We start from the raw sequence: 22,477 nt of genomic DNA, 5'->3' as shown, positions 1-22,477 counted from the left end.
AACCCTATATAATGTGCGACTTTTAGCCATCCCTGACTTTCTAGGAGCTTTAGTGAGCACGTTGCCTCCCTGCCCGAAATGCAATTCCGAATACACCTACGAAGACGGCGCCCAGCTGATCTGCCCGGAATGCGCCCATGAATGGTCCGCCACTGGCGAGGCCGAAGTGGCTGGTGATGAAACCGTGAAGAAAGACGCTGTGGGCAATGTCCTGCAGGACGGCGACACCATCACCGTGATCAAGGACCTCAAGGTCAAGGGCACTTCCCTGGTGGTCAAGGTCGGCACCAAGGTCAAGAACATCCGCCTGTGCGACGGCGACCACGATATCGACTGCAAGATCGACGGGATCGGCCCGATGAAACTCAAGTCCGAGTTCGTACGCAAAGTCTGATCCTGCTGCATTCCATCCCGCGCCCGCCGCGGGATGGCGTTTCGCCCTCTGCGTTGATCGAACGCAATACCCACACAGAAAAACCCAGAAACTGCCAATAGACGCTTGCTATTCTACGAATAAGAATTATTCTCATTGAAACCCATCAAGGAGAACGACCATGACTTATTTGATAGATGCCTGGCTGGATCGCCCCCACCCTTACCTGCGAATCCTGCATCGGGAAACCGGTGAAGTCTGTGCGGTGCTTGAGGAAGAAGCGCTGAACGAGCTACAGGACCAAGGCGATCTGGACGTGAATGGCCTGAGTTCCAGTGAGCCTGGGGTGCTGAAGGAGGTGGTAAGGAATCTGTTTCTGTTCTGCTATGCACGAGCGTTGCGCCCGGCGACCGACTTGAATGGCAAGTTCCATCCATGAAGAAACTGGCAAATGCCTGTTGGGGCGAACGCGTTCGTCCCAACAGGTAATCAGCAGGTCTTACAGAACGTCGAGCAGCTCGACGTCGAATACCAGAACGCTGTGCGGCGGGATGCTGCCAACGCCTTGAGCGCCGTAAGCCAGTTCGCTCGGCACGTACAGGCGCCATTTGCTGCCGGCATTCATCAGTTGCAGGGCTTCGGTCCAGCCGGCGATCACGCCACCCACCGGGAATTCCGCAGGTTGGCCGCGCTCGTAGGAGCTGTCGAACACAGTGCCGTCGATCAGGGTGCCGTGGTAGTGGGTGCGCACTTGGTCTTCACGGGTCGGCTTCGCGCCGGTACCGGCGGTCAGCACTTCAAATTGCAGGCCGGAAGCCAGGGTGGTGATGCCATCACGCTTGGCGTTTTCTGCCAGGAAAGCCAGGCCAGCGCCCGCAGCAGCTTCAGCCTTGGCAGCGGCTTCGGCTTGCATGATTTCGCGGATCACTTTGAAGCTGGCTGCCATTTGCTCTTGGTCAACACGGCTTGGCTGGCCTGCAAACGCGTCGGTCAGACCGGCCAGGATTGCGTCCAGGCTCACGCCCGGTGGCGGGTTGTCGCGCAGTTGGTCGCCCAACTGACGGCCGATACCGTAGCTGACGCGGGTTTCGTCGGTGGACAGATTAACTTCGGACATGAAGAGGCTCCGCTGTAGGACACCACGGTTTCCCGCGCTGCCCAGAACTAAAAGGGCCCGCAGACTAGCACACAAGAGCGGCCCATGATCAGCCCCACCCCGGCATCGCATTAGCGTGCCGATGACCCTTCGTCGCCCGGCAATAAAAGTATTTCAGAATTGTCCCTTGCCGCCGATACAGCCCTACACATCTTGGCTGGCTCAAACAACAACACACCGTCCAGCAGACAGACATCACTCTTCAAGGAGCTTTCGATGAACAGCTGGTTCGGTAACATCAGCGTCAATCTCAAACTCGGCCTGGGCTTCGGCCTGGTGTTGGTCCTCACTTCAGTCCTGGCGCTCACGGGCTGGACCAGCCTCGGCGGCTTGATCGACCGTAGCAATTGGATGAGCGATATCACCCAGCTCAACGCCTCGCTGACCAAGCTGCGCATCGTGCGCTTGCAATACATGCTGGCCAATGGCGACGAAGCCGTGGCGCAGAACGTACAGACCAGCCTCGATGCCTTCGCCGCTCAGCAACAGAAGCTGCTGGATAGCTTCAAGAGCCCGGAAAACCTCAAGCTGCTCAATGACCAGAAAGCCGTCATTACCGCCTACCGCCAGTCCTTGAACAAAATGCGCGAGGCCTACCGCAATGGCAACGCTGCGCGCGACGTCATGGGCGCCAAGGCCGATATCGCCAACGCGCAAATCAATGCGCTGCAAACCAGTGTGCAACAGGCGCCGGATAGCCCGGAACGCTTCACGCAATTTCTGGCCGTGACCCAAGCCAAGAATGAGTTCCAGCAAGCTCGCTACGAAGTGCGCGGCTATACCAATAGTCCCAACGCAGAAACCGAAGCCCGCGCTGCGGCGCAACTGGAAAAAGCCGTCGCCGGTTTGAAGGACCTCAGCGCGGCGTTCGGTACCGGTCAGCAAAGCGCATTGTCGGCCCTGGAAACCGCCCTCGGTGCCTACCGCAGCGCCGTGCAGAGCTACAAGGCAGCCAACGCCAACATCGTCACCGCCCGCGCCGAAATGACCACCCAGGGCGCCGATATCGTGACCATCAGCGACAAGCTGTACGACATTCAACTGGAACGTCGCGACGCTGAAAGCACCCAAGCCCGCAGCCTGCAATTGATCAGCACCTTGCTGGCTTTGCTGGTTGGCGTAATTGCCGCCTGGGTCATCACCCGACAGATCACCCGCCCGATCCAGGACACCCTGGCGGTGGTAGAGCGCATCGCTTCGGGCGACTTGAGCCACAACATCCAGGTAACCCGTCGTGATGAGCTGGGCGTGCTGCAACAAGGCATCCAGCGCATGGGCACGACCCTGCGCGAGTTGATCAGCGGCATCCGCGATGGCGTCACTCAGATCGCCAGCGCCGCCGAAGAGTTGTCAGCGGTGACCGAGCAGACCAGCGCCGGCGTGAACAGCCAGAAGATCGAGACCGATCAGGTCGCTACCGCCATGCATGAAATGACGGCCACTGTGCAAGAAGTCGCGCGCAATGCCGAGCAGGCTTCCCAAGCCGCTTCCGACGCCGACGGCCAAGCCCGCGAAGGCGATAAAGTGGTGGCTGAAGCCATCGCCCAGATCGAACGCCTGGCGGCCGAAGTGGCGCGCTCCACCGACGCCATGACGCACCTGCAACAAGAGAGCAACAAGATCGGCAGCGTGATGGACGTGATCAAGGCCGTGGCCGAACAGACCAACTTGCTGGCACTTAACGCCGCCATTGAAGCTGCGCGTGCCGGGGAAGCCGGCCGTGGCTTTGCCGTGGTCGCCGACGAAGTGCGTGGCCTGGCGCAACGTACACAGAAGTCCACCGAAGAAATCGAAGGCCTGGTGGCCGGCTTGCAGAACGGCACCCAACAAGTGGCCAGCGTGATGAACAACAGCCGCAGCCTCACCGACAGCAGCGTCGAACTGACGCGCAAGGCTGGGGTATCCCTGGAAAACATCACCCGCACCGTGTCGAATATCCAGTCGATGAACCAGCAGATTGCAGCGGCCGCCGAACAGCAAAGCGCCGTGGCGGAAGAGATCAGCCGCAGTATCGTGAATGTGCGGGATGTGTCCGAGCAGACCGCGACTGCCAGTGATGAGACGGCCAAGTCGAGTGTGGAACTGGCTCGATTGGGTAGCCAGTTACAGCAGATGGTCAGTCATTTCCGGGTTTAAAAAACCAAAAAAAGCCGCCTCAATTTAAGCCGAGGCGGCTCCACTTCTCAGACCTTATTGGTCATCAAAGCTGTCCCGCAGGAATGTCCACACGTGATAAACACGTAAAGCATTCACTACGAGGTTCCACGTACGTCGTGCAAACTTAGACATACTCGGCCCTCCTAGAGTTGGGCCTTACCTCCAGCGCACTTACCGGAACACGTGAGCCTTTGGACGCGGGTCAATGCGTCCTTTGAGGTGGCCGGGCTAGTGGGCCTTCCGCATCAATCCGGCACGGATTACTAGCCCGTGGCGGTCAGTCCAGAATTCGCGCGCGTACCCGGCCCCCCAAAAGCGACAAACGCAGAACGGGGAAGATCCTAACCAACATTCCCGTCTAAGGTGTGTCTAACAGTGGTCAAATATCCAGTATCGCCGATAGATTCATTGCAAGCTTTTGCAGTCAAAATCAGGCAAGAGAAGATGCCTAAAGGATCCATGCCGGCCATCGTTCCGTCTTGCGTGACGACGTGACCGGCAGTTAGTATCCACCTGCGGGTCAATGCGTCCTTTGAGATAGCAAACCCCAGCCACTCACTGGGTTTGCAATAAAAAACCGCCCTACTAAGGCGGTTTTTTTTGCCTGCCATTTACCCTTCAGACCTCGCTGTCCTCGACAAACACCAGCCGATTCCCAAACGGGTCACGGATACTCATCTCCCGCGAACCCCAGGGCGTGTCCTCAACCCCAGGCTTGGCATATCGGTACTCTTTGCCCAGCAACTGCTGCTGATACGCATCGACCCCTTGGGCCTGAATTCGCACCGCCGCCCCCGGTGAAGCATCACCATGATGCTCGGACAAATGCAGCACGCATTCCCCCAGCGAGACCTGAAGGTACAACGGGAAGTTCGCCTCGAAACGATGCTGCCAATCGACCTTGAACCCCAGGAAGTCGACGTAGAATTCCAAGGCTTTGACCTCGTCGAAAATCCGCAGAATGGGGACGACTTTTCCTAAGTGCATGGCGACAGCTCCGTATAAAAGAAGCCCCACTATAGAGCCGTAAACCCACCACGCAAATCCCCGCTACGCGCCAGGAACCGGCCTGCTCTCGCGCCGTTCGCCTGCCCATCGCGATAGCTCAATACGCCATTGACCCACACGCCATCAATCCCTTCAGCTGCGCGCTGCGGTGCGGTGAAATCCGCCACATCCCGCACCCGCAGGGGGTCGAACAACACCAGGTCAGCCCAGTAGCCTTCACGGATCTCGCCACGCTCGGCCAGCCCAAAGCGCGCCGCCGACAAGCCGGTCATCTTGTGCACCGCCGTGTGCAAAGGGAACAAGCCGACATCCCGACTGAAATGCCCGAGTACACGTGGGAAGGCCCCCCACAAGCGGGGATGAGGAAACGGGTCTTCAGGCAAGCCGTCCGAGCCCACCATCGACAACGGATGCGCAAGGATGCGCCGAACGTCGGCTTCATCCATCCCGTAATACACCGCCCCTGCCGGCTGTAAACGGCGAGCGGCCTCCAACAGCGAAACGTTCCACTCGCCAGCGATGTCCTGCAAATCGCGCCCGCCCATGTGCGGGTGCGGTGTCGACCAGGTGATGGTGATGCGAAACGCGTCGGTGACTTGTTTGAGGTCCAGGGTCGAGGAACTGGCAGCATAGGGATAGCAATCACAGCCCACCGGATGATTTTCCGCTGCAGCTTGCAGAGCCGCCAACAACTGCGGACTGCGCCCCCAATTACCGGCACCCGCGCATTTAAGGTGGGAAATAATCACCGGCACCCTGGCATGTCGGCCGATCAGAAACGCCTCATCCATTGCCTCCAGTACCGGCTCGAACTCGCTGCGCAAATGCGTGGTGTACACCGCACCGTAGGCCGTCAGTTCTTCAACAAGCTGCAACACCTCATCAGTCTCGGCGTTGAATGCGCTGGCGTAGGCCAGGCCTGTGGATAACCCAAGGGCACCGGCCTCCAGGCTCTCTTGCAACTGCACGCGCATGGCCGCGATTTCATAGGGCGTGGCGGTGCGATGCAGGTCAGCCATATGGTTGCTGCGCAGCGCCGTGTGGCCGATCAGGGCGGCAACGTTCACTGCCGGATCGGCGCCTTGCACTGCGTTGCGATAATCGCTGAACCGCGGATAACAGAACTGCTCACGCTTGCCCAATAAGTTCATTGGGTCCGGCGGGTCGCTGCGCAAACTCACCGGCGAGGCGCTGATGCCACAGTTGCCGACAATCACCGTGGTCACGCCTTGGCTGAGCTTGGGCAACATCTGCGGCTGGCGGATCACCACCGTGTCATCGTGGGTGTGCACGTCGATAAAACCCGGCGCCAATACGCGGCCATGGGCGTCGATGACTTGCTCGGCCCGGGCTGTGGACAAGTCGCCAATCGTGCGGATGCGCCCTGCGTGCACGCCCACATCGGCGATATACCCTGGGGTGTTACTGCCATCGATGATCAGCGCCTGGCGAATCAGCGTGTCGTACGTCATATCAGTCTCCAAGCGGCAGGCTGCCAGGGCCGCCGCGGTAATCATCCAGGGCCAGCTTGATCCGGCGCAGGCGTTCCTGGTTGTCGTCCGGCAGGGCCAGCGCCAGCTCGGTGGCGAGCAGGTCGATGGCCAGCAGCATGCCGTAGCGGGCGGCGGTGGGTTTGTAGATAAAACTGGTTTCCGCCGGTTGCAGCGGCAGCAGGACATCCGCCAATTCGGCCAGGGGAGAGTCCGCGAGGGTGATGGCAATGATCCGTGCGTCGTAGTTGCGCGCCAGTTTCACCACATCCAGTAATTCAGGTGTGCGGCCGGTGAGGGAACAGACAATTAAGGCATGTTGCGTGCCCAGGGTCGCGGCCGTGACGCGCATCATCACCGGGTCATGGCAGGCCGCAATCGGGTAGCCCAGACGCACCAGGCGCACCTGCAATTCATCGCTGCACAGGCTGGAGGGGCCGCCCATGCCGAACGCATGAATCATCCGCGCCTTGCCCAGCAAACTGACCGCATCGACAAAGCTGTGCTGGTTAAAACCTGACAAATGCTGGCGCAGCGTCGCTTCGATATCGCCCAGAATTTGCCGATGAAAGGCCGACTGTTCCGGCAACCCCGCCGGGTCCAGGAAGCGGCTGCCCACACCACTGGCCTGGGCCAGTTGCAGGCGCAAATCGCGCAAGTCACGGCAGCCAACGCTGCGGGCAAAACGCGACAAGGTCGCGGTGCTGACCTCGGCCCGCTGGGACAACGCCTCCAGGCTGGCCGAGGCGGCAAAGCCCACATCTTCAAGCATCAACTTGGCGATGCGCCCTTCGCCGGCGCTGAACGAGTCCTGGCGGGCGCGGATCTGGTAGAGGATGTCCATGCAGGCTCCGGTTATAGAATCAGGCTCATAACACCAGGGACAAGCCGTAGGTCAGACCGAAGGCGACCAGCGAAATCAGGGTCTCCAGTACGGTCCAGGTCTTGAAGGTCTGGATGACCGTCATATTGAAGTATTCCTTGATCAGCCAGAAGCCGCCGTCGTTAACGTGGGAAAAGATCACCGAGCCCGCACCAGTCGCTAGCACCAGCAATTCAGGGTGTGGATAACCCAGGCCCAAGGCGACCGGCGCGACCACCCCGGACGCGGTGGTCATGGCCACCGTGGCCGAGCCGGTGGCGACGCGCATCAACGCGGCGAACAGCCAGCCCATCACCAGCGGCGACAATTGGAACGCATGAGCCAGGCCAAGGATTTCATGAGTAACACCAGCGTCCACCAGGATGCGATTCAACCCACCGCCCGCGCCCACCAGCAAGGTAATGCTGGCGGTCGGCGCCAGGCATTCGTTGGTGAACTTGAGGATCGACTCGCGGTTGAAGCCCTGGGCCAGGCCCAAGGTCCAGAAACTCACCAGGGTCGCCACCAACAGGGCGATCACCGAGTTGCCGATAAACAACAGGAACTGGTTGAAACCGCTGCCCGGCGTAGAAATCACGTTGGCCCAGCCGCCGATCATCATCAACACCACCGGCAACAGGATGGTGCCCATGGTCAGCGCAAAGCTGGGCAGGCGTGTACGCGGTTCACGCTCGATGAACTGGCGCTCCAGCGGGTTTTGCGCCGGCAACTGAATGTGCGGCACGATGAACTTGGCGTAGACGGGCCCGGCAATGATCGCCGTGGGGATGCCAATCAGGATTGCATACAGCACCGTTTGCCCGACCGAGGCGTTATAGGCCAGCACCGCCATCATTGCCGCCGGGTGCGGCGGCACCAACGCATGCACCACCGACAGGCCAGCGACCATCGGCAGCCCGACCATCAGGATCGACACGCCCACGCGCCGCGCCACGGTAAAGGCAATCGGCACCAGCAACACAAAGCCGACTTCGAAAAACAGCGGCAGCCCCACCAGGAACGCGATACACACCATCGCCCAGTGGGCATTGCGCTCACCGAAGCGGTTGATCAGCGTGCGCGCCACCTGCTCGGCGCCACCGGACTCGGCCATCATCTTGCCGAGCATGGTACCCAGCGCCACCACCAGGGCGATATGCCCCAGGGTCTTGCCGACACCCGCCTCGTACGAACCCATGATGGTGTCCGCTGGCATTCCGGCCATCAGCGCCAGGCCGATGGACACCAGGGTAATCACGATAAAGGGGTTGAGTCGGTAGCGTGCAATCAGCACGATCAATGCAATGATGGCGATGGCAGCGTATACCAACAGCCCGAAGCCCGGTGATGCGGCCATGCGGTACTCCTCGGAAAGGGTCACGTCGAATTGGTTGTGAAACTCATAAATCATTCCCGAGGAGCATTTTCAATTTTTATGAAAGTAATTTTCGTCCACGGATAAGCGCTGTCGCTTGGGGATATGCCCGACGTGGGTGGATGAAAATTCGGAGGGTGTTCTTACATGAAGATCAGTGAAGGCGGAAACTCAAACGCCGCCCTTGAGTCATAGACTGCGCATCCATTGCCCAGGAACCCGCTCATGATTCGCACCACAATTGCCGCCAGCGTCCTGCTCTTGTGCAGCAGCGCTTATGCCGCCGACAACCCTGCCTTGAAAAAATGCATGGACAGCGCCAATACCACCGCCGACATGGTCAATTGCAACGCCCGGCAAACCAAGGTGCAGGACGACCGCCTGAACCGTGCCTACAAAACCGCCCTCGCCGCCCAGGAAGGCCCGCGCAAACAGCAACTGCAAGACGTGCAGCGCCTGTGGATCAAATACCGCGACGCCAATTGCGCCTACGCAGGCAGCGCCACCGGCGGCACGATTGATCAGGTAAACGGCTCAGGCTGCGTGCTGGACATGACCCAGACCCGCGCCCAGGAGCTGGAAGACCTGGTCGGGCCGTAATAACAACCTCGCTCCTACAGAAGAAGGCGTCAGTCGTGATGAACCTTGGCGCGCTTGAGCAGTTTTTTGCAGCGCTCGGATAAATGCAGTACCCGCAGGTGCTTGCCAGCCTTGGTGTAGCGCTCGCGCAGGGTCATCAGGGCGGCAATCGCCGAATAGTCGACAAAGCTCAGGTGACGGCAATCCAGCGTGACCTGAGCCGGGTCGTTGGCCGGATCGAACTGATTCAAAAACGGCGTGGTTGAGGCAAAGAACAACGTGCCATGCAGCCGATAGAGCTTGCTGCCATCGGCCTCCAGGTGTTCATCGGCGTACAGTTCCCGCGCCTGCTGCCAGGCGAAGTTCAGCGCGGCGATGACGATACCGCACAGCACAGCGGTGGCCAGGTCAGTGAACACCGTAATGATCGTCACCGCCATGATCACCAGCACATCATTGAGCGGCACCTTGTTGATCACCCGTAGCGACGCCCAGGCGAAGGTCTGTTGCGACACCACGAACATCACGCCCACCAACGCCGCCAGCGGGATCCGCTCGATCAGTGGCGACAGAAACAGAATGAACAACAGAATCATCACCCCGGCAAACGCCCCGGAGAAACGCCCACGCCCGCCGGAGCTGAGGTTGATCACGGTTTGCCCGATCATCGCGCAACCACCCATGCCGCCAAACAGGCTCGAGACCATATTCGCCGCGCCCAGGGCCACGCTTTCGCGGTCAGGATAACCACGGGTCTCGGTGATTTCGTCGGTGAGGTTGAGGGTCAGCAAGGTTTCCAACAGGCCAACCATCGCCATCAAAAACGCGTAGGGCGCGATGATGCCGAGGGTTTCCAGGGTCCAGGGAATCTGCGGCAGCGCGAAGGTCGGCAAGCCACCGGCGATGTGCGCCATATCCCCCAAGGTACGGGTCGGCAAACCGAGCAGGTACACCGCCAGGCCCACACCGAGAATCGCCACCAGCGCGGGCGGTACAGCACGGGTCAGGCGCGGCAGCAGGTACACAATGGCCATGGTGACTGCCACCAGCCCGGCCATCACGTACAGCGGCGTGCCGCTGAGCCAGGTTTCGCCGCTCTTGAAATGCTCCAATTGCGCCAGCGCAATGATGATCGCCAGGCCGTTGACGAAGCCGAGCATTACCGAATGCGGCACCATGCGCACCAGCTTGCCCAGGCGCAACAGGCCGAAAGCGACCATGATCAACCCGCCCAACAACACCGTCGCCAGCAAATACTCCACACCGTGTTGCACCACCAGCGCGACGATCACCACCGCCATCGAACCGGCGGCGCCCGAGACCATGCCTGGCCGGCCGCCGAACAACGCGGTGAGGGTGCAAATGATGAAAGCACCGTAGAGGCCCATCAGCGGGTTGAGATGAGCCACCAAGGCAAAGGCGATACATTCGGGCAGCAAGGCGAAAGACGTGGTGAGGCCGGCCAGGGCGTCGGCGCGCAGACGGGTGAGGTTCATGGAGTACCAGGGAGTTGCGGGGGATAAGGCGGGGAATGGTACGGAATTGCGGCGGGTGGGGCTAGTGAAGTGTCAGGTCCGATATACCGAGTCGCACCTTTCGCGAGCAAGCCCGCTCCCACATTTGGATCTGTGAATAGATTCAAATGTGGGAGCGGGCTTGCTCGCGAAGGCCGCACCGCGGTGCTAAGCGAACATCACACCATCTCGTCGCGAATCCACTCCACCACCGAAGTACGCTTGGGCACCCAACCCAACAGCTCACGAGCGTGCTTGCCGCGCACTCGGCTATTGGAGCCCAAGCCATAGTTGGCCATTTCATACCCCCACTCGGCCTCAGCCTCGGCCAATGGCCAATCCTGCGGCTCGCCCAGGTTCAGCGCTTGGGCAATCGCCGTGGTCATGTCGATGAATGCTGCTTCGCTGCTTTCCACAAAGTAGAAAGTACCCGGGACGTTTTTGGTCAGCGCCAGCAGATACAGGGCGACCACGTCTTCAATATGCACGTTGGACCAGATGTTCTGCCCGCTGCCCACATGGCGCACTACTCCGCTTTTGCGCGCCTGCTTGAGCAAGCGCGGCAATTGCACGCTGTCACGCTTCACGCCCAGGCTGTGGCCGTAGATCAGGGTGTTGCAGATCACCGCCGAATTGATGCCGTCAGCGGCCGCCGCGAGGATCAGGTTGTCGATAGCCACGCGGGCAGCCTTGTCGACGGTGGGCTCAGGCAGATTGCTTTCGAAGTAGATGACCTCACTGGCCTTGCCGCCCGACGCATCACCGACAATGCTCGACCCGCTGGTATGCAGGAACGGCTTGTTCGAGCCTTTCAAGGCGGCCAGCAAGGTTTCCACAGCGGCGCGATGGTCGCTGCTGGCGGCGTTGATCACCGCATCGGCCTTCTGTGCCTGCTCGGTCAATACGGCTGCGTCGTCGAGGGTGCCGATCACCGGCGTAATGCCCAGGGCGGTCATTTCGGCGGCTTGTTCGGCGCTGCGCACCAAGCCGGTGACGTCATGGCCAGCGTTGACCAGGCCGGTAGCGATGGAACCGCCAATAAACCCTGCTGCACCGGTAACGAATACATTCATGGAGGTTGCTCCTGACTGGGTAAGTGATGCGCCCAGTATCCAGCTCCCACTGCTGCCGAATAAGCCCGTGCGGCCCAATTCACTCTTGCGCTCAGGTCACGAATCAGCGCGCATACCGCGCCAGCTTGGCCTGAATAAAGTCCAGGAAGCACTGGATGCGTAGTGCCAATTGCGAGTTGCGATAGAACACCGCGTGGATCGGCTGGCGATAACCGCTGTTGGACGCCTCCAGCATGGGCACCAGGCGGCCGGCGTCGATGTCAGCGACGGTCATGAAATTCGACAGGCAACAAATACCCTGCCCCTGCAGCGCCAACTGGCGCACGGTTTCGCCACTGGATGCACTGACGCCGGGCTGAATCAGCCAGCGGTCACCTTCGCCGTGACGCAGCGGCCAGTGGTTGAGGGTCTCGGTGTGGGTGAAGCCCAGCAAGGTGTGATCAGCCAACTCGGCAACGGTCGTCGGCGTGCCGTACTGCTTGAGGTAGTCGGGGCTGGCCAGGACATGCAGCGGCGTGCTGCCCAGGAACCGCGCATGCAGGGTCGAGTCGGCAAGGGCGCCGATGCGAATGGCGATGTCGGTGCTTTGCTCCAGCAGGTCGATGATCAAATCATCGCTGTTGAGCTCCAACTGGATATCCGGGTAGAGGCTGCGAAATTCGGCGATGTACGGCACGATCCCATGCAGCATGAACGGCACGGCGGCGTTGATACGCAGGCGCCCGGCCGGCTTTTTCTGGCGCGAGGACAGGCGCTCTTCCAGCTCATCCATCTGCGCCAGGATCAGCTTGGCCTGCTCGAAGAAGTACTTGCCCTCCTCGGTCAAGTCCATGCGTCGCGTGGTGCGGTTGATCAGCGTGGTATCGAGCTTGGCTTCCAGGCGCGACAGCGTACGGCTGACCGCAGACGGCGTTTGCCCGACCTTTTCGGCGGCGGCAGAAATCGAGCCGCATTCAATCACGCTGACGAAGATCTGTAGCTCATCGGAACGGGCTTTCACGGGCAGTCCTTCATTAACGGCTGAAAAATGCCCGCTCATTATTAACCAGCCAGCAACAAATGGCCTCCCAACAACGCCATGCCGGTAAAAAATCCACGTTTGAACCACACGGCACTGATACGCCGACGCACCACCTGGCCCAGCCACATCCCCAGCAAGGCCGGCACCAGCGCCAACACCGACGCCCCCATTTCACCCCCGCCCAGCACACCGCGCCAAGCCAACCCGGCGGCAAGTGCCAACGTCGATACGGTGAACGACAGCCCCAGCGCCTGCACCAACTGGTCACGGCTCAAGCCCAGCGCCTGCAGGTACGGCACCGCAGGGATCACGAAGACACCGGTGGCCGAGGTAATGATGCCGGTGATCACCCCGCACATGGGGCCCAGCCAGCGCTCGGTTCGGGGCGCGACCTTGAAGGTCGGCAGGAATAACCCGCTCAGCGCATACACCAGTAAAGCCGCGCCCAGGGCACGCACCACCCAAGGTCCGCTACCCATGCCTAGCCACAAGGTGCCCAGCCCGGTGCCGAGAAAAATCAGCAACAGCATCGGCCACAGGCGTTTGAGCAAGGCACCCAAGTGCCCGCCAAAGGACAGTTGCCAGAGGTTGGTTACCGTCGAAGGAATGATCAGCAATACCGCAGCCTGCGCCGGCAGCATAGCCAGGCCAAGCATGCCCATGGCTACAGTGGGCAAGCCCAGGCCGATGACGCCCTTCACCGTACCGGCCAGCAGGAAGGTAGTGATGACCAGCGCTGTCAGTGCGGGACCGAGGTTTTGGTAGAAGGAGAGGAAGGTATTCATGCATCGATTGTGCAGGGCTGGAGAGTGGCTGAAAATTCGCCATATACTGAGCCAGCCTCTTGTTTTGCGTGAGGCTGATGACGCTATCGCAGGCAAGCCAGCTCCCACATTTGGAATTGTGAATACATTCAAGTGTGGGAGCTGGCTTGCCTGCGATGAGGCCCTTCCAGTCACTGGGAAACTTCATGCACTTTGACCTCATCGACCTGCGCCTCTACCTGCACATCCTGGACAGCGGCAATATCACCGCTGGCGCGGCCCGCAGCCACCTGTCCCTGGCTGCCGCCAGCGCACGCATCCGAGCCATGGAGTCTTCACTGGGCATCGCGTTTCTCGAGCGCGGCCGCCGTGGCGTAACCCCAACACCCGCGGGCAAAGCCCTGGCCCGGCATGCTCGCCTGCTGTTGCAGCAGGCCGACCATCTGCAGCAAGACCTGGCCGAATACGCCAATGGCGTCAAAGGCCAGGTACGCCTGCTGTGCAACACCACCGCCCTCAGCGAATACCTGCCGGAGCTGCTCGCGCAGTTTTTGCGCGAGCATCCCAACCTCGATATCGACCTGCAAGAGTTGCCCAGCCTGCGCATCACCCACGCCTTGCGCCAGGGCACCGCCGACCTGGGGATTATTTCCGATGCGGTAGACACCCACGGCTTGCAGACCCTGGCGTTTCGCGACGACCCGCTGGTGCTGATCATGCCCCTGGACCACCCGTTGACCAGCGCGAGTTTTATCGAGAGCTTGCAATACGACTACGTGGGCCTGGGGGCCAACAGCGCGTTGGCGGTTTACCTGGAAGAACAGGCACTGCACGCTGGCTTTCGCTTGCAGACGCGCATTCGCGCCGACGGTTTTGATGGGGTGATTCGCATGGTCGCCGGCGGCGCGGGCCTGGGCATCGTGCCTCAGGCCGCCTTGGCGCGCTGGCCATCAGAACGTCGTTTCAAGGCCCACCCCCTGCAAGAGGAGTGGGCCTGCCGCAAACTGCTGTTATGCGCACGCTCGTTCGAGCAACTGCCGGGTTATGCCAGGGCTTTGTTCGACGCCTTGGCCCTGCCCTTGCGGAAGAACCCGTAATACACAGCCGACAGAATCAGCAGGAACGGCACGCCAAACACCAGTGTCATCTTGAAGGCGTCGGTGAAGTAGGTGGTGATCATCACCGCCCCCATCAGCACCAACCCCAGCAACGTGCTGTAGGGAAACAGGCGCAACTGGAACGACAACTTCGCCCCGCCATGACGCTTGCGATAGCGGCGGAAAAACAGGTGAGTGAGGAAGATCATGAACCAGGTGAAGATTGCGCCGAACATCGAGATCGCCATCATCAGGGTGAACGAGCTTTCCGGGTACACCACGTTGAGCAACGTCGCCAGAGCAATGCCCGAGCTGGACAGCAGCAATGCGTTGAGCGGGATGCCGTTCTTGCTCAGCGCGCCCATGGACTTGGGCGCAAAACCAGCGCGCGACAGGCTGAACATCATGCGCGTGGTGATGTAGAGCTGACTGTTCATGGCCGACAGCGCCGCGATCAGGATCACGAAATTCATCACCCCGGTGGCACCGGGAATGCCGATAGTCTGCATCACTGTGACAAACGGGCTCTGGGCCTGGCCGGCCTGGTTCCACGGTACGATGGCGAGCATCAGCGCCAGGGTCAGCAGATAGAACACCACCAGCCGCACGATGGTAGCGCGGAAGGCTTTCTTCACTGCCTGCTCCGGGTCGGCGGCTTCACCGGCGGCCACGGCGATCATCTCGACACTGAGGTAGCTGAAGATCGACACGATCACCGCGATCCACATGCCACTCAAGCCATGGGGGAAAAAGCCGTCGTGGGCCGTGTAGTTCTGCACGCCGTAGTCGGGGTTACCAGAGCCGAACACCACATACACCGCCAGTATGATGAAACCGACAATAGCGCTGATCTTGATCGTCGAGAACCAGTATTCGAAGTTGCCGAAGGTCTTCACGCTGATCGCGTTGAGCAGGATCAGCACACTGGAAAACGACACGATCCACACCCACTCCGGCACGTTGGCAAACCAGTACTTCATGTACATCGCCACCGCCGTGACCTCGGCCCCCACCGCCAGCACAATCGCCGCCCAGTAGGCATACCGCACCAGGAACCCGGCCAACGGGCTGATGTAGAACTCGGCATAGGCGCCAAAGGAGCCGGAGGTGGAATGGGCCACCGTCATCTCCGCCAGGCAGCCCATCAGCAGCAAGGTAATCAACGCGCCGATGGCGTAGCTCACCAGCACGCTCGGCCCGGCATAACCGATGGCGTAGGCGCTGCCCATGAACAGCCCGGTGCCGATGGCGCCACCGATGGCGATCATGCTCATCTGGCCGGAAGTGAGCTGGCGCCTCAGGCCCAGTTCACGGTGGGTAATCTTTGCAAAGCCGTTGTCTGGCGTGGTCACGGGTGTGCCCCTTTATTATTGTGATGGTGGCTGACGCTGAACCTGTGGGAGCTGGCTTGCCTGCGATAACGGTAGTGAATGCACCGACGCTATCGCAGGCAAGCCAGCTCCCACATTTGTTCTGTGTTGCCCTTAAGTAACGCTGTTGCGGACTTTGAATTGCGGCTGGTCCCAGGTGGCGTTGTCGAGAATTTCACCGAGAATTTCCACGGCGTCCCACACCTCGGTAAAGCTGGTGTACAGCGGCGTGAAACCAAAGCGCATGATCCGCGGTTCACGGTAATCGCCGATCACGCCTCGGGCGATCAAGGCCTGGATCACGGCGTAACCTTCGGGGTGTTCAAAGCTGACGTGGCTGCCGCGCCGGGCGTGTTCACGCGGGGTGATCAGCTCCAGGCCGTGGGGGTCGCAACGGCTTTCGACCAACGCAATGAACAGGTCAGTCAAAGCCAGGGACTTAGTCCGCAGGCGCGCCATGTCGGTCTGGGCAAAAATATCCAGGCCGCATTCCACCATGGCCAGCGAGGTAATCGGTTGGGTTCCGCAGAGGTAGCGTGCAATGCCGGCGCTGGGGGCGTAGGTGGACTCCATGGCGAACTGGCGGGTATGCCCGAACCAACCCGACAACGGCTGGCGCACCACATCCACCAACGCCGGGCTGACCCACACAAACGCCTGGGAGCCCGGGCCGCCGTTGAGGTATTTGTAGGTGCAGCCAATCGCATAATCCGCATTGGCCTGATGCAGGTCGACAGGCACCGCGCCCGCCGAATGCGCCAGGTCCCAGATGCTCAGCGCGCCGCACTCGTGGCTCAGCGCGGTCAGGGCCGCCATGTCGTACATATAGCCGGTCTTGTAGTTGACGTGGGTGAGCATCACCACCGCCACGTCCGCATCGATGGCCTGGGGAAGTTCCGCCGGGCTGTTCACCAGGCGCAAGGAATAGCCTTGTTGCAGCAATTCGGCCAAGCCTTCGGCGATGTACAAGTCGGTGGGAAAGTTGCTCGCTTCGCTGACGATGACCTTGCGCGCAGGTGTACGTTGGCGCTGCACACTCAAGGCGGCGCTGAGCACTTTGAACAGGTTGATCGAGGTGGTGTCGGTGATCACTACCTCGCCGTCACGCGCACCAATCAATGGCGCCAGGCGATTGCCCAGGCGCTGGGACAACTGCGCCCAGCCAGCGCTGTTCCAGCTACGAATCAAGCCGTTGCCCCACTCCTCGGCGATCACCTGTTGTGCGCGTTCCAGCGCCGCCAACGGGCGCGCGCCGAGGGAGTTGCCGTCGAGGTAGATCACGCCCTTGGGCAAGGCGAATTGGGCACGCAGGGGTGCTAGCGGGTCCTGCGCGTCGAGGGCGCGGCAATGGCTTCGAGTGGTCATGGGTCGTCCTGGTTTTTATAGGTGAGGATGGACCAAATAATGAACGAACTTTTAGAGAATTTTCGTGCAAAGTGGTGGGTAAACGGCTATTTAAGCTGTAGGAAATTCGAATTTAACCTCCAAATACGCGGATATCTTCCAAGCATGATTCTCGACGCCACCGACCTGCGCCTCCTGCATTTCCTGCAACAGGATGGCCGCATCAGCAACCAGGAATTGGCGGAAAAAGTCGCGCTGTCGCCGTCTGCATGCCTGCGCCGTTTGCGCCTGCTGGAGAGCGAGGGAATCATCAGCGGCTACCGCGCGGTATTGAACGCCGAGCAGTTGGGGATCGAGCTGGAAGCCATCGTGCACCTGTCGTTGCGCCAGGATGTGGAGGACTGGCATGAGACGTTCATCAAGAAGGTGCAAGGCTGGCCGGAGGTGGCGAGCGCCTATGTGATCACCGGCGCCAGCAACTATGTGCTGCGGGTGCAGGCGCGCAACCTCAAGCACTTTTCGGACTTTATCGTGAACCACCTGAACCGCACGGCGGGGGTGATGGATATCCGTTCGGAGATCGTGCTGCAGAAGATCAAGGACCGGGATGAGGTGTTGGACCTGGTCCTACGCAAGTAACCGCACCACCATAGAAACCCTGTGGGAGCGGGCTTGCTCGCGAATGCGGTGGATCAGCCAGCCCATGTATTAACTGGCACACCGCATTCGCGAGCAAGCCCGCTCCCACATTTCCAACCGTATTCAGTCCTCGAGGGCGCGTACGCGTTGCATGCGTTTCTGCTCGACCGGCGCGGCGGCAGGCTGCAACTCAAAGTCAAAATCAATCTGCGCAAACCGTCCTTGCACGCCAAATTCCCGCGCCAGTTGCGGATCGTCGCTGAAGCGGATCTCGGCAATCAGTTCATCGCGGGTGGCATAGGCGAAGTCATCGTGCAGGTACGGGTCATCCGACAGGTTGATCTGCGTGGTCAGGTGCCGGTGCCCAGGCGCCGAGATGAAGAAGTGGATATGCGCCGGCCGTTGCCCGTGGCGCCCCAATTGGTCGAGCAGCTGTTGCGTCGGCCCGCTCGGCGGGCAACCGTAGCCCGAAGGTACGATGCTGCGAAAACGGTAGTTGCCCTGGGCGTCGGTCTCGATACGGCGACGCAGGTTGAATTCAGATTGATTCGGGTCGAACCACGAGTAAGTGCCGCCGGTATTGGCCTGCCACACATCGACAATCGCCCCCGCCAATGGCTTGCCTGCGGTATCGCGCACTTGCCCGCGCATGAACAACGGCACCGCGTCGTCCTGACCATCATCCAGCCGTGCTTCGTATTGGGACAGCGGCGCGCCGGCCACATACAACGGGCCTTCGATGGTGCGCGGTGTACCGCCGGACTTGCCTGCCTGCTCATCGGCGGCGTCCATCAACAGGTCCAGATAATGCTCCAGGCCCAGGCCGGCAGCGAGCAGACCGGCCTCCTGGTTTTTGCCCAGCTCATTGAGGTAGTTGACCGCCTTCCAGAATTCTTCCGGGGTCACTTCCAGGTCTTCGATAATGTTCACGGTGTCGCGCAGGATCCGGTAAATCAGCGCCTTGGTACGTGGGTTGCCCGCGTCATTGAGGTTGCCGCTGGCTTCTTCGAGAAAGCGTTGAGCATGGGCAGTCTGGGACAGGCGGATGGACATGGTGCATTCCTCATCTTGTAGTTATAGGTGCAAGCCGGCTCAGCGGTCGTCCGCATGGATCGACGACGGATGGCGGCACAGCGCATTCACTTCGATGGCCATGTAGGGGAACAATGGCAGTTGCATCAGCAGGTCGTGCAGGTCCTGGACGCTGTCGACATCGAACACGCTGTAGTTGGCGTAATGCCCGGCGATGCGCCACAGGTGGCGCCATTTGCCCTCTTGTTGCAGGCGCTGCGCCAAGGCTTTCTCCTCGGCCTTGAGGCTGGCGGCACGCTCGGGGTGCATATCGAGGGGCAGGTTCACGGTCATTTTTACGTGGAACAACATGGCAGAGGCCTCTTAGTGTTTGTCACGGCGAAAGAACGCCAGGCGCTCTTCATCAAGCGTCAGGCCCAGGCCCGGCGCAGTGGACACATGCAGCTGGAAATCGCGGTACACCGGTGGCTCGGTGAGGATGTCTTCGGTGAGCAACAGCGGGCCGAACAATTCGGTGCCCCACGCCAGGGTGTTCAGCGTGAGAAAGGCATGGGCCGAGGCCAGGGTGCCAATGCCGCCTTCGAGCATGGTGCCGCCGTACAGGCCGATGCCAGCCGCTTCGGCAATCGCCGCCGTGCGCAATACAGCGCGAGGGCCACCGTTCTTGGCGATCTTGAGGGCGAACACCGTGGCCGCGCCTTCACGGGCCAGGTTAAAGGCGTCTTCCACACATTCGATAGATTCATCGGCCATGATCGGCACCGGGCTCGACAGGTTGAGCCGGGCCATGCCGCCACGGTTGTTGCGCGAGATCGGTTGTTCGATCAGATCGATACCGTGGTCGCCGAGCACCTTGCATGCCCGCAGGGCCACGGCCTCATCCCAGGCCTGGTTGACGTCGACGCGCACACTGGCGCGCTCGCCCAGGGCTTTTTTGATCGCGATCACATGGGCCAGGTCGCGGTTGACCTCGCCCGCGCCAATCTTCAATTTGAAGAGGCGGTGACGGCGCAGGTCGAGCATTTTCTCGGCCTCGTTGATGTCCTGTTCGGTATTACCGCTGGCCAGGGTCCAGGCCACCGGCAACGCATCACGCACACGCCCGCCCAGCAGCTCGCTGACCGGCAGCCCGAGGCGTTTGCCGAGCGCGTCGAGCAAGGCGCTTTCGATACCGGACTTGGCAAAGGTGTTGCCGCGAATACTGCGTTCCAGGCGCAACATGGCCGCATTGACGTTGCTCGCGTCCTGACCGATCAATAGCGGCGCAAAGTGGCGGTCGATATTGATTTTGATGCTGTCGGGGCTTTCATTGCCGTAGCTCAGGCCGCCAATGGTGGTGGCTTCGCCGATGCCTTCAATGCCGTCGGCACAACGCAGGCGGATGATCACCAGGGTCTGGTTTTGCATGGTGTGCATCGCCAGCTTGTGCGGGCGAATGGTGGGCAGATCAACAATAAGCGTGTCGATCGATTCGATGGCGCAAATCGGCATGGCAATACCCGTTGGGTTCTTTATAGATTTGCGTAGATTCTGTGCCGCATTTTTTTGGGGTTCCAATATAGAATTGGTCTGGTGCAATACCCTCAAGGTATGAAAGGAGTCGATATGGAACTGCGTCACTTGCGCTATTTCCAGGTGCTGGGCGAAACCCTTAACTTCACCCGGGCTGCCGAACGCCTGCACATCGCCCAGCCGCCCTTGAGCCGGCAGATCCAGCAGTTGGAGGATGAACTGGGGGTGGTGCTGCTGGAGCGCAGTCGGCCTTTGCGCCTGACCGAAGCCGGGCGTTTTTTCTATGAGCACGCCAATGTACTGCTCGAACAACTGGACAAGGTCTGCGACACCACTCGGCGCATCGGCCAAGGCGAGAAAACCTGGCTGGGCATCGGCTTTGCGCCGTCGACCTTGTATGGCGTGCTGCCGGAGCTGATTCGGCGCCTGCGCACTCACGACGCCCTGGAGCTGGAGCTGGGTTTGTCGGAGATGACCACTTTGCAGCAGGTCGAAGCGCTCAAGGCTGGCCGCATTGACGTGGGCTTCGGGCGTATTCGCATCGACGACCCGGCCATTGTCCAGCGCGTACTGGTGGAAGACCGCCTGGTGGCGGTACTGCCCAGCGGTCACCCGTTGCTGGGCGCTCCGGCCACTCTCGCCCAGTTGGCCGGCGAACCCTTCGTGCTCTACCCCGGCAACCCGCGCCCCAGTTATGCCGACCATGTGATCGCGCTGTTCGACGCCCATGGCTTGAGCGTGAAGGTGGCGCAGTGGACCAACGAATTGCAGACCGCTATCGGCCTGGTGGGCGCCGGTATGGGCGTGACGCTGGTGCCGGCGTCGGTGCAGGTGCTGCATCGGGCGGATATTGGCTATACGCCGATTGTGGAGGCCACTGCGACTTCGCCGATCATTCTGAGCCGGCGGGTGAATGACCAGTCGCCGGGGCTGACTCATTGCCTGCAACTGGTTGAGGAGTTGATCTGAGATTTTCCCAAACACCGCAATTCCCTTGTAGGAGCGAGCTTGCTCGCGAAAAACTCACAGGCGCCGCGCTCATCCAGCAAGCACGCGTTATCGTTAACGTTTTTCGCGAGCAAGCTCGCTCCTACATTTGATCTTCATTGGTTTCAGAGGCTGCGCAGGCGCTTGCGTTGCAATGTCTGGCTGGGCGACTCATCGAACAGCTTGCGGTATTCCGCCGAAAACCGCCCCAGGTGCGTAAACCCCCAGCCCAGGGCGATTTCAGAAATAGTGCGCATTGAGCCCTGCTCCAAAATTTCCTGGCGCACCGCCCCCAGCCGATGCTTCTTCAGATACGCCATGGGCGACAGTGCGAAGTACTTGCGAAACGCATCGAACAGTTTGAACCGCGACACGCCCGCCGCCGCTTCCAGGTCTTCCAGGTGCAGCACTTCACGGGCGTTGTCGTGGATGAATTGCCGCGCACGGATCAAGTAGTGCGGCAGTTTTACCCCCAACACCTCGCGCAACTCTTCAGAGTAGTTATTCGGTTGGGCCAGGATAAGCCCCTTGATCAGCGAGCTTTCCAGGTCACGGGTAAACGCCGCCTGCTCGTACAACTCGCTGCTGCATTCCAGTTCGGCGATGAAGTATCGCGCCATGCGCCACCACGAGGCCGGTGCTCCGTCCACAGCATCCATCACCGACTCAAACCGCAGCGGTGCATCGATGGGCCGTTGCAGCAAACCTTCCAGTGACTCGCTCATCGCCGCGCGGGTGATCACCACCTGCAACTTGCGGCAGTCACCGGAAATCGCCAGCACCTGATGCTCATTGGGTGAAATGATCACGCCCTGGTCGCGGTTGGAACTGAGGCGCTCACCGTTCTTGCTCAGCTCCTGCTCGCCCACCAGCGGCAGGCTCAAGCTGTAGCTGCGAAAGTGCTCGGCGTCTTCGATGTCGATGGTCACATCGGTACCGTATTCGATCACGCCCAGGGTGGTGGCGCGGGACTTGAACACGTTGGCGCTGTGGTGAAAGCGCAGGCGCTCGGGGGTGGCCGTCGCCAGGCGATGGGGCCCGCAGATGCCGGACATCCAGCTGCGCGCGCCTTCCAGGTCGAAGCGTTGAATATGAATATCGCGTGTCTGGCTACTCATCAGGGT

General features: G+C 60.6%; 22 protein-coding genes and 1 pseudogene. 8 read left to right on the top strand and 15 right to left on the bottom strand.

Going from position 1 to position 22,477, the window contains the following annotated elements:
* Positions 1-52 precede the first annotated feature (52 nt).
* Positions 53-394 (top strand): zinc ribbon domain-containing protein YjdM, encoded by a 342-nt coding sequence (locus BMH52_RS26920; protein ID WP_014719892.1) that lies wholly within the window; start codon positions 53-55, stop codon positions 392-394.
* Positions 395-554: 160 nt separating this feature from the next.
* Positions 555-812 (top strand): hypothetical protein, encoded by a 258-nt coding sequence (locus BMH52_RS26915; protein ID WP_005791321.1) that lies wholly within the window; start codon positions 555-557, stop codon positions 810-812.
* Between the two features lie 60 nt (positions 813-872).
* Here the strand turns inward: BMH52_RS26915 and BMH52_RS26910 are convergent, their stop codons facing one another.
* Positions 873-1,490: an FKBP-type peptidyl-prolyl cis-trans isomerase gene (locus BMH52_RS26910; protein ID WP_014719893.1), complete on the bottom strand. Its 618-nt coding sequence runs from the start codon at positions 1,488-1,490 to the stop codon at positions 873-875.
* 255 nt (positions 1,491-1,745) lie between these two features.
* On the opposite strand from BMH52_RS26910, the pseudogene BMH52_RS30065 reads away from it, so the two are divergent.
* Together BMH52_RS30065 and BMH52_RS30060 are read left to right on the top strand one after the other, a co-directional pair.
* Positions 1,746-2,762, top strand: a pseudogene (locus tag BMH52_RS30065) (methyl-accepting chemotaxis protein); the annotation flags it as partial.
* Positions 2,763-2,801: 39 nt separating this feature from the next.
* On the top strand, positions 2,802-3,665 hold the full coding sequence (locus BMH52_RS30060) for a methyl-accepting chemotaxis protein (RefSeq protein ID WP_370706066.1): 864 nt from the start codon (positions 2,802-2,804) through the stop codon (positions 3,663-3,665).
* 639 nt (positions 3,666-4,304) lie between these two features.
* Here BMH52_RS30060 and BMH52_RS26900 read toward each other — a convergent pair.
* Genes BMH52_RS26900 through BMH52_RS26885 form a run of 4 tightly spaced genes read right to left on the bottom strand, consistent with a single transcriptional unit; the run spans position 4,305 to position 8,457 of the window.
* Complete coding sequence (locus BMH52_RS26900; RefSeq protein WP_014719894.1) at positions 4,305-4,673, bottom strand: glyoxalase superfamily protein; 369 nt, start codon at positions 4,671-4,673, stop codon at positions 4,305-4,307.
* Between the two features lie 29 nt (positions 4,674-4,702).
* A complete protein-coding gene (locus BMH52_RS26895) occupies positions 4,703-6,166 on the bottom strand; it encodes an amidohydrolase family protein (protein ID WP_073845609.1) in 1,464 nt (487 codons plus the stop codon).
* A gap of 1 nt (position 6,167) precedes the next feature.
* A complete protein-coding gene (locus BMH52_RS26890) occupies positions 6,168-7,028 on the bottom strand; it encodes a MurR/RpiR family transcriptional regulator (protein ID WP_072434992.1) in 861 nt (286 codons plus the stop codon).
* A 25-nt stretch (positions 7,029-7,053) separates the two neighbouring features.
* A complete protein-coding gene (locus BMH52_RS26885; protein ID WP_073845601.1) occupies positions 7,054-8,457 on the bottom strand; it encodes a gluconate:H+ symporter in 1,404 nt (467 codons plus the stop codon).
* Between the two features lie 189 nt (positions 8,458-8,646).
* On the opposite strand from BMH52_RS26885, the gene BMH52_RS26880 reads away from it, so the two are divergent.
* Positions 8,647-9,021 carry a lysozyme inhibitor LprI family protein gene (locus BMH52_RS26880; RefSeq protein WP_032902520.1) on the top strand — a complete coding sequence of 125 codons (375 nt, stop codon included), beginning with the start codon at positions 8,647-8,649 and terminating at the stop codon, positions 9,019-9,021.
* 29 nt (positions 9,022-9,050) lie between these two features.
* On the opposite strand, the gene BMH52_RS26875 is transcribed toward BMH52_RS26880, so the two are convergent.
* The 4 genes from BMH52_RS26875 to BMH52_RS26860 all read right to left on the bottom strand — a co-directional run bounded on the left by BMH52_RS26875 (position 9,051) and on the right by BMH52_RS26860 (position 13,393).
* On the bottom strand, positions 9,051-10,496 hold the full coding sequence (locus BMH52_RS26875; RefSeq protein WP_073845599.1) for a SulP family inorganic anion transporter: 1,446 nt from the start codon (positions 10,494-10,496) through the stop codon (positions 9,051-9,053).
* 197 nt (positions 10,497-10,693) lie between these two features.
* Positions 10,694-11,587 carry an NAD-dependent epimerase/dehydratase family protein gene (locus BMH52_RS26870; protein WP_073845596.1) on the bottom strand — a complete coding sequence of 298 codons (894 nt, stop codon included), beginning with the start codon at positions 11,585-11,587 and terminating at the stop codon, positions 10,694-10,696.
* 103 nt (positions 11,588-11,690) lie between these two features.
* Positions 11,691-12,587 carry a LysR family transcriptional regulator gene (locus BMH52_RS26865; protein WP_073845594.1) on the bottom strand — a complete coding sequence of 299 codons (897 nt, stop codon included), beginning with the start codon at positions 12,585-12,587 and terminating at the stop codon, positions 11,691-11,693.
* A gap of 41 nt (positions 12,588-12,628) precedes the next feature.
* Positions 12,629-13,393, bottom strand: coding sequence for a sulfite exporter TauE/SafE family protein (locus BMH52_RS26860; protein ID WP_014719902.1), 765 nt, complete (start codon positions 13,391-13,393; stop codon positions 12,629-12,631).
* A gap of 185 nt (positions 13,394-13,578) precedes the next feature.
* Here BMH52_RS26860 and BMH52_RS26855 point away from each other — a divergent pair, with 185 nt between their 5' ends.
* Positions 13,579-14,469 carry a LysR substrate-binding domain-containing protein gene (locus BMH52_RS26855; protein ID WP_073845592.1) on the top strand — a complete coding sequence of 297 codons (891 nt, stop codon included), beginning with the start codon at positions 13,579-13,581 and terminating at the stop codon, positions 14,467-14,469.
* Here BMH52_RS26855 and BMH52_RS26850 read toward each other — a convergent pair.
* The gene (locus tag BMH52_RS26850) at positions 14,415-15,821 is read right to left on the bottom strand and encodes an amino acid permease (RefSeq protein WP_073845590.1); all 1,407 of its coding nucleotides are present in this window, start codon (positions 15,819-15,821) and stop codon (positions 14,415-14,417) included. The two genes, BMH52_RS26855 and BMH52_RS26850, sit on opposite strands and share 55 nt — an antisense overlap.
* Positions 15,822-15,953: 132 nt before the next feature.
* Positions 15,954-17,204, bottom strand: a complete 1,251-nt coding sequence (gene kynU / locus BMH52_RS26845; RefSeq protein WP_073845588.1) for a kynureninase — start codon at positions 17,202-17,204, stop codon at positions 15,954-15,956.
* 144 nt (positions 17,205-17,348) lie between these two features.
* Here kynU and BMH52_RS26840 point away from each other — a divergent pair, with 144 nt between their 5' ends.
* Complete coding sequence (locus BMH52_RS26840; RefSeq protein WP_003194103.1) at positions 17,349-17,822, top strand: Lrp/AsnC family transcriptional regulator; 474 nt, start codon at positions 17,349-17,351, stop codon at positions 17,820-17,822.
* A 123-nt stretch (positions 17,823-17,945) separates the two neighbouring features.
* Here BMH52_RS26840 and catA read toward each other — a convergent pair whose 3' ends face one another.
* The 3 genes from catA to BMH52_RS26825 are packed head-to-tail and all read right to left on the bottom strand — an operon-like array spanning position 17,946 to position 20,345.
* The gene (catA, locus tag BMH52_RS26835) at positions 17,946-18,875 is read right to left on the bottom strand and encodes a catechol 1,2-dioxygenase (protein WP_073845586.1); all 930 of its coding nucleotides are present in this window, start codon (positions 18,873-18,875) and stop codon (positions 17,946-17,948) included.
* A gap of 39 nt (positions 18,876-18,914) precedes the next feature.
* Complete coding sequence (gene catC / locus BMH52_RS26830; protein ID WP_014719906.1) at positions 18,915-19,205, bottom strand: muconolactone Delta-isomerase; 291 nt, start codon at positions 19,203-19,205, stop codon at positions 18,915-18,917.
* A 12-nt stretch (positions 19,206-19,217) separates the two neighbouring features.
* Positions 19,218-20,345 carry a muconate cycloisomerase family protein gene (locus BMH52_RS26825; protein WP_014719907.1) on the bottom strand — a complete coding sequence of 376 codons (1,128 nt, stop codon included), beginning with the start codon at positions 20,343-20,345 and terminating at the stop codon, positions 19,218-19,220.
* 114 nt (positions 20,346-20,459) lie between these two features.
* Between BMH52_RS26825 and BMH52_RS26820 the strand changes: the two genes are divergently transcribed.
* Positions 20,460-21,335 (top strand): LysR family transcriptional regulator, encoded by an 876-nt coding sequence (locus BMH52_RS26820; RefSeq protein WP_073845584.1) that lies wholly within the window; start codon positions 20,460-20,462, stop codon positions 21,333-21,335.
* Positions 21,336-21,478: 143 nt separating this feature from the next.
* Here BMH52_RS26820 and BMH52_RS26815 read toward each other — a convergent pair whose 3' ends face one another.
* Positions 21,479-22,471, bottom strand: coding sequence for an AraC family transcriptional regulator (locus BMH52_RS26815; RefSeq protein ID WP_034128801.1), 993 nt, complete (start codon positions 22,469-22,471; stop codon positions 21,479-21,481).
* Positions 22,472-22,477: the final 6 nt, after the last annotated feature.

Origin of the sequence: Pseudomonas sp. BTN1 (genome assembly GCF_001907715.1) — a bacterium.
In the GTDB taxonomy this organism is placed as follows: domain Bacteria; phylum Pseudomonadota; class Gammaproteobacteria; order Pseudomonadales; family Pseudomonadaceae; genus Aquipseudomonas; species Aquipseudomonas paracarnis.
This window is presented reverse-complemented; position numbering and strand designations above follow the sequence as displayed.